9 protein-coding genes are annotated in these 12173 nt (G+C 65.8%); 7 read left to right on the top strand and 2 right to left on the bottom strand.

Features of this window, described 5'->3' with window-relative positions; genetic code table 11:
- Positions 1-21: 21 nt before the first annotated feature.
- The 6 genes from AC1DT6_RS29440 to AC1DT6_RS29415 all read left to right on the top strand — a co-directional run bounded on the left by AC1DT6_RS29440 (position 22) and on the right by AC1DT6_RS29415 (position 9264).
- Positions 22-933, top strand: a complete 912-nt coding sequence (locus AC1DT6_RS29440; protein WP_441630622.1) for a LysR family transcriptional regulator — start codon at positions 22-24, stop codon at positions 931-933.
- Positions 934-1084: 151 nt separating this feature from the next.
- Positions 1085-1306 (top strand): hypothetical protein, encoded by a 222-nt coding sequence (locus AC1DT6_RS29435; RefSeq protein ID WP_441630620.1) that lies wholly within the window; start codon positions 1085-1087, stop codon positions 1304-1306.
- A 707-nt stretch (positions 1307-2013) separates the two neighbouring features.
- On the top strand, positions 2014-3330 hold the full coding sequence (gene oxlT / locus AC1DT6_RS29430) for an oxalate/formate MFS antiporter (RefSeq protein WP_441630618.1): 1317 nt from the start codon (positions 2014-2016) through the stop codon (positions 3328-3330).
- Positions 3331-3542: 212 nt separating this feature from the next.
- Positions 3543-5252, top strand: coding sequence for an NADH-ubiquinone oxidoreductase-F iron-sulfur binding region domain-containing protein (locus tag AC1DT6_RS29425; RefSeq protein ID WP_441630616.1), 1710 nt, complete (start codon positions 3543-3545; stop codon positions 5250-5252).
- Between the two features lie 14 nt (positions 5253-5266).
- Positions 5267-8104, top strand: a complete 2838-nt coding sequence (gene fdhF, locus AC1DT6_RS29420; RefSeq protein ID WP_441630615.1) for a formate dehydrogenase subunit alpha — start codon at positions 5267-5269, stop codon at positions 8102-8104.
- Positions 8105-8247: 143 nt separating this feature from the next.
- Entirely contained in the window at positions 8248-9264 is a 1017-nt protein-coding gene (locus tag AC1DT6_RS29415; protein ID WP_477111817.1) for a zinc-binding alcohol dehydrogenase family protein, read from the top strand.
- Between the two features lie 205 nt (positions 9265-9469).
- On the opposite strand, the gene AC1DT6_RS29410 is transcribed toward AC1DT6_RS29415, so the two are convergent.
- Positions 9470-10378, bottom strand: coding sequence for an alpha/beta fold hydrolase (locus tag AC1DT6_RS29410; RefSeq protein WP_441630649.1), 909 nt, complete (start codon positions 10376-10378; stop codon positions 9470-9472).
- Between the two features lie 258 nt (positions 10379-10636).
- Complete coding sequence (locus AC1DT6_RS29405) at positions 10637-11245, bottom strand: TetR/AcrR family transcriptional regulator (RefSeq protein ID WP_441630611.1); 609 nt, start codon at positions 11243-11245, stop codon at positions 10637-10639.
- A gap of 265 nt (positions 11246-11510) precedes the next feature.
- On the opposite strand from AC1DT6_RS29405, the gene AC1DT6_RS29400 reads away from it, so the two are divergent.
- Positions 11511-11906 carry a helix-turn-helix domain-containing protein gene (locus tag AC1DT6_RS29400; RefSeq protein WP_081862071.1) on the top strand — a complete coding sequence of 132 codons (396 nt, stop codon included), beginning with the start codon at positions 11511-11513 and terminating at the stop codon, positions 11904-11906.
- Positions 11907-12173 lie beyond the last annotated feature (267 nt).

Genomic DNA, 12173 nt, shown 5'->3' with positions numbered 1-12173 from the left:
ATGCATACAGAAGGGGTAATCATGAATATTTCGCTTCCGCAGTTGAAGGCCTTTGCCGCCGTGGCGCGACAGAAGAGCTTTACCCGCGCCGCAGCCGAGCTTGGACTCACGCAGTCCGCCATCAGCCGCAGCGTGCGCGAGCTGGAAGACGAGATCGACCAGCGCCTGTTCGACCGCACCACACGCCAGGTCGAACTCACTGATGCCGGCGAGCACCTGTCGCAGCGCATCTGCCACCTGATCGAAGAAGTCGAGCAGACGCTGCGCGAGAGCCAGGGTGCTGGCAAGCCGTGCCAGGGCACGGTGCAGATTGCGTCCGATCCGGTGTTGTCGTCGATGTCGCTGCCTGGCTGGCTGGCGGGTTGCCGGGCGGCATGGCCAGGGATTGGCATCTGCCTGAAGGACCGCTCGCACGAGTCCGTGTTGCAATGCGTGCGCAGCGGCGAGGTGGACTTCGGCATCTCCACCAATCCGGAGGCGGGAGACGATCTGTTTTGCGAAGCGCTGTGTTCGGATCCGTTTCACGCTGTGCTGCCTTCGCAGCATCCGCTGGCCTCGCGGGAGACGATAGGATGGGGCGATCTCAACGATGCCAACGTGTTGATGCTGGACCAGCACTCGGGGATCCAGCCGGCCGTGGAGCAGGCGTTTGGCGTTTATCACGTGCGCGCGGGGTCGCTGCAGGCGCTGGGGCATTTTGCGGCGATTTTCGGCATGGTGGCGTTGGGGCTGGGCATCGGGATCGTGCCGTCGCGGGCCAATTCGGCTGGCTTGAGCCCAGCTGCGGTGATGAGGCCATTGCGGCCGCAGGTCACGTCTTCGGTGATGCTGGTGCGGCGCAAGAGCCGTTCGCTCAAGCCTAATGCTGCCGCCATCTGGGATGCGCTGCGTGGGATGGAGTATGAGCAGGCGTTGGTGGCGCGGGTGGGGTAGGGCGGAGCGGCCACCGCCTGCGGGGAGCGGCACAGGGGCTGTTGCTGAGATGTCAAACTTGTTCTGATATATTACATACAGGATATTTACACATAGTGCGACGCAGCATATAATGAAAACTCCTACCCACCATCCTTACTGGAGTTTTCTGATGGACAGCGCTCTTCTTCTCGGTCTCGCCCTTGGCCTGGTTTCGCTTGGCGTCGGTGTCACCTTCCTGATCGCCACCCGCGTGCCTACCCTCGTGCTGATCCGCGCCCAGGAGCACGGTCGCTTTGCCGGCCTCGGCGCGTCGCAGGAAACTGCCGGTGTTGGCCGCGCCAGTCCCGCCGCAACCGGCGTGAGTGTGCAACCTCAGTTGGCCCGCGCCTGATGTTGGCGTGGTGTGATCGGCAGAGCCCGGCTGCCGATCGCTGCCACTACGCTTTGGTTGAGGCCCTACCCGCCAAGTATGCCTTTGGGCTTGTCTGCAGAGCCACCCCGGGTTCCGTTTTTCACTTTGTTCGGTCCGATATCCTGGCGTGCCGGTTGGTTGCGACCGCCGCTATTGCGCACTGGTCTGAACGCAGCCTGCGCTACAGGCACGCGTATGCATCAAGCCTGCGCCTCTCCGCTCTTCTTTCCTGAAGGGCCAGACATTCAGCACATTCACCCGTTCGCGAGCCTGACCTTATCTAGGGACTTTCCCGAGGGTGGGTCTTGATGCTTTGGGCCCGAGCACTCCGCACGCCCCGTTTCCAATTGCGTTTACCGCTATTCCCCACGCCCCATTGATGTGGCGCGGCGCTCTAAGTCATTGATCCGTCAGCAGGCCATTCTGGCGTGGCCGCCTGCTTTGATGCGCGTGGCGCACGAGTAACCTGCGTGCCGCCTTCTGGTGCGCCACCGCGGCGCTTGCCACACGATTTCAGTGGATTCCGAGTCGCCCAAAAGCGTCTTGACTATATTGATATATCACATACTGTATARCAATGAAACGACCGCAGTATCTGGGATGGCGCACAGGAGCGCCATCCCGAAGAGGTGTCCGAAGACGCCCTTTCCACATAAGGCGGCCCTGCCCGCCGTAAGGAGACACCAATGGAACATCAGCAAAACGCGCCCGAGTCACGCTTTGCCTCACCTTGGGTACAGCTCGTTTTTGGCGTGATCTGCATGGCGATGATCGCCAATATGCAGTACGGCTGGACGCTGTTCGTCAATCCGATCGACGACAAGTACCACTGGGGCCGCACGGCGATCCAGGTGGCATTCACCATCTTCGTCGTCACCGAAACCTGGCTGGTGCCGATCGAAGGCTACCTGGTCGACAAGTATGGCCCGCGTCCCGTGGTGGTGGGTGGCGGCCTGCTGTGCGCGATTGCGTGGGCGTTGAACTCCGTGGCTTCGTCGCTGCCGATGCTGTACTTCGCTGCGGCGGTTGGCGGGGTAGGGGCGGGCGCGGTCTACGGCACCTGCGTGGGCAATGCGCTCAAGTGGTTCCCCAACCGGCGCGGGCTGGCTGCGGGGATCACCGCAGCCGGCTTTGGCGCGGGCTCGGCGCTCACTGTGGTGCCGATCGCCAACATGATCAAGAGCAGCGGCTATGAGGCCACCTTCCTGTGGTTCGGACTGGGCCAGGGCCTGATCGTGTTCTTCCTGGGCATGGCGCTCTATCCGCCTTCTGCCAAGGTGCTGAACCAGGTCACGAGCGCGGTCAAGACCGCCGCCTACAACGCCTCGCCGCGCCAGGTCCTGTCGTCGCCGATCTTCTGGGTGATGTACGCCATGTTCGTGATGATGGCGGCTGGCGGCCTGATGGCTACCGCGCAGCTCGGCCCGATCGCCAAGGACTTCGGGCTGGATGGCGTGCCGGTTTCGCTGCTCGGCCTCACGCTGCCGGCCCTGACCTTCGCCCTGACCATCGACCGCGTGCTCAATGGCCTGACCCGTCCGTTCTTCGGCTGGATCTCGGACAACATCGGCCGCGAGAACACCATGTGCCTGGCTTTTGCCATCGAAGCGGTCGGCATCCTGCTGCTGGCCAGGTACGGGCAGGATCCCATCGCATTCGTGGTGCTGACCGGCGTCGTGTTCTTCGCCTGGGGTGAAATCTACAGCCTGTTCCCGGCCACCTGCGGCGATACCTTCGGTCCCAAGTTCGCTGCCACCAATGCCGGGCTGCTATACACGGCCAAGGGCACTGCGGCGCTGCTGGTGCCGTTCTCCAGTGTCATCACCGCCGCGACCGGCGACTGGCACGCGGTCTTCATGCTTGCGTCCGGCATGGCAGGGCTGTCCGCCTTTCTGGCCCTGTTCGTGCTCAAGCCGATGCGGCAGGCGCACGCCAGGAAGTACGTGCATGCCAATACCGCGGCGCCGATGGGATACCGCGCGGTGCCTGAGGACCTTACCTGAGAGGCGCGTTGGGCCGGCTGCAGGCGGTAGCTTGCCTGCGCGTGGCGGGAATAGGGATATGATCGAAGGCAACGCCCCGCCCGCGCCGCCCGCCCCCGGCAGCGCGGCCGCCGGGCGGGCAAGGCAGGATAAGACCAGAGCGGCGGGCAAGCGTGTCAAGCGCTTGCCCCGTTGCCATTCGGCACCCACGAGAGACAGTCACCGAGATTGCCATGAACCCGGTCGTCATTCCCATCGCGGTCCAGGATATCGGCAAGCAGCGCAAGCGCCGTCAACCCAAGGGGCGGCAGGCCGATCCGGCCGCGCTGGCCGAGGTGAGAGCCTTGCTGGGCGATGCCTCCCGCCGGCGCGACCTGCTGATCGAACACCTGCACGCCATCAACGACCATTACGGCCAGCTCGCCATCCCGCACCTGGTGGCGCTGGCGCACGAGATGCGGCTGTCGCAGGCCGAGGTCTACGAGGTCGCCACTTTCTATCACCACTTCGACGTGGTGCGCGAGGATCCGGATGGCGCGATCCGGCCGCCGGCGGCCGTGACGGTGCGCGTGTGCGAAGGCATCGCCTGCGAGCTTGCGGGTGCCCGCGACCTGCTCGCCAGGCTGCCGGCCCTGCTGGGCAGCGAGGTCAAGGTCGTGGCGGCGCCGTGCATCGGCCGGTGCGAGCGCGCGCCCGCGGCGCTGGTCGGACAGAATCCCGTTGATTTCGCCAGCGCGCCAGCCATTGCCGGCACGGTGGCCGCGCGCGCCGTGCGGCATAAGCCGGAAGCCTATCTGGGCTACGACGACTATCGCGCGCAGGGCGGCTACCAGTTGCTGCGGGACTTGGCGGCGGGCGAGCGCGATTTCGAATCCGTGCTTCGCACAATGGAGGATTCCGGCCTGCGCGGGCTGGGCGGAGCGGGTTTCCCCACCGGGCGCAAATGGCGCATCGTGATGGCCGAGGCGGCGCCGCGCCTGATGGCGGTCAACCTGGACGAGGGCGAGCCAGGCACCTTCAAGGATCGCGTCTACCTGGAACGGGATCCGCATCGCTTCCTGGAAGGCATGCTGATCGCCGCCGCGGTGACGCAGGTCTCGGCGATCTATCTCTACCTGCGCGACGAGTATGCCGGTTGCCGGGCGGTGCTTGGCGAGGAACTGCGCCGCCTGCATGCCGATCCGCCGGTGCCGGGTTTGCCTGACATCCAGCTGCGCCGCGGCGCCGGTGCGTATATCTGCGGCGAAGAGTCGGCCATGATCGAATCGATCGAAGGCAAGCGCGGCATGCCCAGGCTGCGTCCGCCTTACGTGGCGCAGGTCGGCTTGTTCGGCCGGCCCACGCTGGAGCACAACTTCGAGACGCTCTACTGGGTGCGCGAGCTACTGGAGAAGGGCGCGGAATGGTTCTCCGCGCAGGGGCGCAATGGCCGGCATGGCCTGCGTTCCTTTTCGGTGTCGGGGCGGGTGAGGCGGCCGGGCGTGCATCTGGCGCCGGCGGGCATCACCGTAAGGGAACTGATCGAGGAGTACTGCGGCGGCATGCAGGACGGCCACGGCTTCTACGGTTACCTGCCGGGCGGCGCCTCCGGCGGCATCCTGCCGGCGTCGCTGGGCGACATCCCGCTGGATTTCGATACGCTGCAGCCCTACGGCTGCTTTATCGGCTCGGCCGCTATCGTGGTGTTCTCCGAGCAGGACAGCGCCGTTGCCGTGGCGCGCAACCTGATGCATTTCTTCAAGCAGGAATCCTGCGGACAGTGCACGCCATGCCGCGTGGGCACCGCCAAGGCGCTGGATGTGATCGGGCAGCCGAAGTGGGACCTGCCCGCGCTGGCGGACCTGTCCGCGGTAATGCGCGACGCCTCGATCTGCGGGCTGGGGCAGGCCGCGCCCAACCCGGTGGATTGCGTGATCAAGTATTTCCCGCAGGAACTGGCCTGAGCCGCGAGGACGATATGAATGCACTGACCCGCGCCGAACGTGCGCAAGTCGAAGCCTCCTCCAGCACCACGGTGACTTTTCGCCTGAATGGCCGGGAAGTCTCCGCAAGGCCGGGCGAGAGCCTGCTCAAGGTGGCGCAGCGCGAGGGCTTTGACGTGCCGCACCTGTGCTACAAGGACGGCCTGGACACCGCCGGCAACTGCCGCGCCTGCATGGTGGAGATCAAGGGCGAGCGCGTGCTGGCGCCGTCTTGCTGCCGTTACCCGGCTCAGGGCATGGACGTCGAGACCGGCTCGGAGCGCGCGGTGCGCGCGCAGCGCATGGTGCTGGAGTTGCTGCAATCCGATATGTCCGAGGCGCACTACACGCGCAACAACGAACTGGACCAGTGGTCCGCGCGGCTGGCAGTCGGCAAGCCGCGCTTTGCGCCGCGCGCCGCGGTGCCGGCGGACTTGTCCCATCCGGCCATCGCCGTCAATCTCGATGCCTGCATCCAGTGCACCCGCTGCGTGCGCGCCTGCCGCGACGAGCAGGTCAACGATGTGATCGGCCTGGCCTTTCGCGGCGACCACGCCGCGATTGTGTTCGACATGGACGATCCGATGGGCGCTTCCACCTGCGTGGCCTGCGGGGAGTGCGTGCAGGCCTGTCCGACCGGCGCGCTGATGCCCGCGCGCGACGCGGCGCTGCCGGTGCCGGAGCGCCAGGTGGATTCGGTCTGCCCGTATTGCGGCGTGGGCTGCCAGCTCACCTACAACGTCAAGGACAACCGCATCCTGTTTGTCGAGGGACGCGACGGCCCGGCCAACCAGAAGCGCCTGTGCGTGAAGGGCCGCTACGGTTTCGACTACGCGCAGCATCCGCACCGGCTCACCGTGCCGCTGGTGCGGCGCGAGGGTGTCCCCAAGCGCGGCGATTTCGTGATGGACCCCGAACGCGTGATGGACGTATTCCGCGAAGCCAGCTGGGAAGAGGCGCTCGCGCTCGCGGGCGGCAAGCTGGCAGGCATTCGCGATACGCACGGCAAGCGCGCGCTGGCCGGCTTCGGTTCCGCCAAGGGCAGCAACGAAGAGGCTTACCTGTTCCAGAAGCTGGTGCGCACCGGCTTCGGCAGCAATAACGTGGACCATTGCACGCGGCTTTGCCATGCCTCGTCGGTGGCGGCGCTGCTTGAAGGGATCGGCTCGGGCGCGGTGTCCAACCCGGTGATGGATGTGGCTCGCGCCGAAGTGGTGATCGTGATCGGCGCCAATCCCTCCGTCAATCATCCGGTGGCGGCGAGCTGGATCAAGAACGCGGTGAAGAACGGCACCAGGCTGATCGTGGCCGATCCGCGCCGCTCCGACCTGGCCCGCTTCGCCCATCGTTTCCTGCAATTCCAGCCCGATACCGATGTGGCGCTGCTCAACGCGATGATGCATGTCATCGTGGATGACGGGCTGGTCGACAAGGCGTTCATCGCCAGCCGCACCATCGGCTACGACGAACTGCTGCGCAATGTGGCCGCCTACAGCCCGGAGGCGATGGCGCCCATCTGCGGCATCGATGCCGACACCATCCGTTATGTGGCGCGCATGTATGCCACTGCCAAAGCCTCGATGATTCTCTGGGGAATGGGCATCTCCCAGCACGTGCACGGCACCGACAATGCCCGTTGCCTGATCGCGCTGGCGCTGATGACGGGGCAGATCGGCCGGCCGGGCACGGGGCTGCATCCGCTGCGCGGGCAGAACAACGTGCAGGGCGCTTCCGACGCCGGCCTGATCCCGATGATGTACCCGGACTACCAGCGCGTCGACGATCCCGAGGCCATTACCCGTTTCGAGTCGCTGTGGGGCGTGCCGCTGGACCACCAGCCGGGGCTGACCGTTGTCGAAGTCATGCAGGCCATCGAGCGCGGCGAAGTACGCGGCATGTACATCATGGGCGAGAATCCGGCCATGTCCGATCCCGACGCCCGCCATGCGCGCGAGGCGCTGGCGGCGCTGGACCACCTGGTGGTGCAGGATATCTTCCTGACGGAGACGGCCTACCTGGCCGACGTGGTGCTGCCGGCATCGGCGTTTCCGGAAAAAACCGGCACCTTTACCAACACGGACCGCACCGTGCAGCTCGGGCGCCAGGCGATCGATCCGCCAGGGCAGGCGCGCCAGGACCTGTGGATCATCCAGCAGATGGCGGCCAGGCTCGGGCTGGACTGGCCGTACGCGAGCGTGGCCGATGTGTTCGATGAGATGCGCCACGCCATGCCCAGCATCGGCGGCATTACCTGGGAGCGCCTGCAGCGCGAGAACGCGGTGACCTACCCCTGCCGTGCCGAAGGCGATCCCGGCGAGCCCGTGATCTTCACCGACGCGTTTCCCACCGCGACGGGCAAGGCCCGCTTCGTGCCCGCCGACATCATTCCCGCCGCCGAGCGGCCCGACGAGGAATACCCGACGGTGCTGATCACCGGGCGGCAACTGGAGCACTGGCACACCGGCAGCATGACGCGGCGCGCCGGCGTGCTGGACGCGATCGAGCCGGAACCGGTGGCGCTGGTGCATCCCCTCGACCTCGCCGCGCTCGGCGGCCAGCCCGGCGACCTGGTGACGCTGGCTTCGCGCCGGGGGCAGGTATCGCTGTTCGCGCGCGCGGACGATGGCACCCCGCGCGGTGCCGTGTTCGTGCCGTTCTGCTACTACGAGGCCGCCATCAACAAACTCACCAATGCGGCGCTGGATCCTTTTGGCAAGATCCCGGAATTCAAGTACTGCGCGATCCGGATGATGCTGGGCGGAGAGATGCCGCGGCAGTCCAGCTACGGAGGCGGGCAGATCCTGGCGGGGACGATTCCGGGGACGACGCAATAGGGTAGGGCGACGCTTGGCCATTTTCCGGATTTTCGGGAAATTGATTGTTGTATTTTCCGGCTAATCAATGCAGGCAGACGGGACTACGCTATGGTCATGGCGCGGTCCCGCGCCGCTGAGAACCTGCTTGAAGGAGCCCTGCAATGAAAGCTGTTGGCCTGACCCGTTACCTTCCGGTCGACGACCCGCAATCCCTGGTCGATGTCGAGATTGCAACCCCCGTGCCTGAAGGCCGCGACCTGTTGGTCAAGGTGGCGGCGATTTCAGTCAATCCCGTGGATACCAAGGTACGGGCCCCGAAAGACAAGGTGGAGCCCGCCGTGCGCGTCCTGGGATGGGATGCCGCCGGCACGGTCGCCGCGGTCGGGCCGGATGTGACGCTGTTCAAGGTGGGCGATCCGGTCTTCTACGCTGGCAGCATTACCCGGCCCGGCGCCAATAGCGAGTTCCACCTCGTCGACGAGCGCATCGTCGGCCATAAGCCCGCCTCGCTCGACTTTGCTCATGCCGCGGCCTTGCCGCTGACTGCGATCACGGCCTGGGAAGCCTTGTTCGATCGCCTGGGCGTGTCGCCCCGGGGCGAGCACGCGGGGCGTTCCGTGCTCGTGATCGGCGGGGCAGGGGGCGTGGGCTCCATCGGCATCCAGTTGGCCAGGACCCTGGCGGGGCTGACCGTCATCGCCACGGCGTCGCGGCCCGAGTCGGCCGCCTGGTGCCGCAAGCTCGGTGCCGACCACACCATCGACCATCGCGGCGACATGCCCGCGCAACTACGCAGCCTCGGGTTTGCCGAAGTCGATTACATCCTTTGCTTCAACGATACCGACCGCCACTTCGGCACCATGGCAAGCGTGATCGCCCCGCAAGGCAAGATCTGCTCGATCGTGGAGAACAGCGGCGAACTGGCCGTGGGCGACCTGAAGAGCAAGAGCGCCACGTTTGTGTGGGAGTTCATGTTCACCCGCTCGATGTTCGGCACGCCGGACATGGTCGAGCAGCACCGGCTGCTTAACGAGGTGGCGCGGCTGGTCGATGCCGGCCGGCTGGAGACCACGCTGGGGGAGCACCTCGGGCGTATCGATGCGGCCAACCTGCGCCGGGCCCACGCCATCCTGGAGAGCGGGCAGACAATAGGCAAGCTGGTACTCGAAGGGTTTTGATGGGAGGCTGGCGGGCGGTCTGGCAACGGGGGGCTGGCCGGCACGCCGGCCAGCGTTTTCTGTCCGATAAGCAATTAACCGCCAGGAATTTTCCCCAGCCACCAATAGTGGGTATGTGGCATGCCACATACCCACTTAGCCGACAGGATTGCTGCGGCGAACTGGCGAGGAGGGGCAGTTTCCCGCTAGTTTGGCCGGTCCAGGTTCAGGCTTGGGCTTCGACCTCGGCCATGCGCGCCGGCACACCGAGGGACGATGTGCCGACAGTGCCGCCGATGAACGCCACCATGCGCGCGATGACAGCTGCGTCATGTAGCACGCGGCGATGCCCGAGCCCGTCCGTGGCCATCAGTTGCGCACCGGGCCAGGCGCCGGCAATTGCCGCGCCGTTTTCCCAACCCACTTCCTTGTCCTGGCGGTCGTGGATCACCAGGGTCGGTGGGACCGGCACGGCGTTGCCGAGCGCGGGGACGTTGAAGGCCGACCACGGCATGCCCAGCCAGCGCTCGCTGTTGCGCTGCATGCGCGCGAGCACACCGGGGCCAATGCCCAGCCGCCAGGCCAATGCCGCGGCGGCGTTGTGCATGTCCGCCGGCGGGCCGATCATCACGGCAGCCTGCAGGTGCAGGCCTTCGCGCATGGCCAGCGCCAGTGCGGCGCTGCCGAGCGAATGCGCGATCACGGCGTGGACCGGTCCGGCATGCCATGCCGTGGCCAGCAGCGCGCGCGACATTTCCACGACGGAGCTCTGGCCAGTGCCACGCGCGCCCGCGTCGGAGCCGCCGTGCGATAGCGCGTCGAAGGCCACCACGCGCATGCCTGCGGCCAGCAGCGGCGCGACCAGGGGCTGCCATTGCGCCGCATGGCCGCCCCAGCCGTGGGCCAGCAACACCGTGGGGCCCTCGCTGCCCCAGCGATAGACACGCACACGCCGGCTCGCTCCCTGGCCGGTCACCAATGCCCAGTCAACGCGGGCACGGGCAAGCAACTCCCGGCCCGCGCCATCGGGGGCTTTGCCATGGGGGGGGCGGAACCAGGCGCGTTCCAGCGCGCGCGCGGCGCCGGCGGGGTAGAGGAGGCCGGCCAGTTGCCAGCCAAGGCGCGCCCAGCGCATCGGGCTGCTTGGTACCGGCGCGGCTTGCCGGGTTTTGGTGGATGGGTAAGTCGCTTGCGTCACGGCGGGCATCTCCAGCAAATATTTGCAATGTCCTGAGTGGGGTCTGCGGTTTCGGGGGCCGTGGCATCCGGTAAGACCGACCAGTCGTGCTATTTTTTATTTCAAAAAAAGACGACGTCCGGTCGTCCCGTATTTCGCCCTGATTTATCTCATGCGGCGTCGCGGCGTCTCGCAGGCGGTCCCGTAAGTGCCGCGCTACTTGCGCTCCGGTTGCGCCACCTCGGCACGCCTGAGCAGGGCTTCGAAGGCACGGCGCGCCATGATCTCGGTGTCCTCACGGCCCAGCAGCTTGAAAGACTGCTGAAACGACATGCCGATGCCAACCATCTCGAAGGCGAATTGCCGCGCGTCTTGCGCTTGGGAAAGGTCGCCTTCCTCGATGGCGTCGGTCACGGCCCGGGCGATGAGGCTGTGCCAGTCCTTCAGCGATTGCACCACCTGATCCCTGATGGTGCCTGGGCGGTCGCGGTATTCCTGGCCCAGCGCCATGAACAGGCAGCGGCCCCTGTTGACGGATCCGCCAAGCCAGAGCATGTAGCCTTCGAAGAGGGCTTGCACCCGCCGCGAGCCCCTCGGCTGACGCATGGCCGGCCGGATGACGACATCGGAGAAGCGCTCTAGGGCCAACGCCAGGACGGCTTCCTGCAATGCCTCCTTGGACTTGAAGTGGGCATACAACCCACTTTTCGACATACTGGTGTCGGCCGCCAGCGTGGCGAGCGATAACTGCTCGAACCCCACCTGCGCGGCAGTGTCCAGGGCTTGCTCGATGATGGCTGCGCGGGTGAGTTGACCTTTTTGCATTCGGCAAGAATAGCACGACCGGTCGGTTTGTCAATATTGTGTTAGTGCGCTCTCGTCAACCTAAATCCCGGCCGTCCGTTATGTCACCACGGAGGCAGAAAATTGTGCTTTATTGGACCTATTGACAGGCGTGGATATGCCTGCTTCAGGTACTCTCAAGAAATCTGCACAAAGTGTTGCGCTGATTACATACGGAACGCTTTGCGTGCTCTATACTCGAATGCACGTCCGCGCACTTTTTTTTCACTGGTGACTGGAGACCGACATGAACAGTACAGCCGTGCCTAGAGGCGCTAGCGAACCGTTCCGGCAACTGCGGGCGTTGCGCCGAGCGCGAAAGCTCAAGCAGGAAGACGTCGCCCGTAAGGCCGGGATCTCCCGGGAAGCCTACTTGCGGGCCGAATCGGGTCAAGCCGACCCCCGCATGTCGACTTTCCTAGCGGCTTGCGAGGCGCTGGGCCTGGAAGTGGTGCTGGCTCCCCAGCATCTTGCAGCAGACGTCAACGCATTTATTGCCAGCCGCAATGGCGGTGTCACGGCCGCTTCCATGGCCGGACAGGCGCCTGCCGCGACACCCACCGCCGCCACCAGCCCTGCACCGGCCACCCCGGTCAGCACGGGCTTCGCGTCGGGCCCGGGCGAAGGTCACAAGCCAGCCTGAGTGTTCGTGCTGGTCCCGCTTTCGGGACGGGCCGGCGCACGCTTGCCATACCTTCAGCGGGCACACCCCCCTGTGCCCGCTGAAGGAGTTTTGCCCGCCTGCCTGGCATGGCCTGGTGCCAGCCTGGCTGGCTGACGCTTGCCCTCTTTTGACGGCTTCGGCCCCTGCGCCGTGGCTGGCCTGTCGGCTATTGCCCGCCGCCTTCCGGCGTTCTCCCCGTGTTCTCCCGTGTTCTCCGTATACGCCTGAGCATCTCCGCGCACCGCC

This window comes from Cupriavidus sp. 01L45 (genome assembly GCF_056399885.1).
This window is presented reverse-complemented; position numbering and strand designations above follow the sequence as displayed.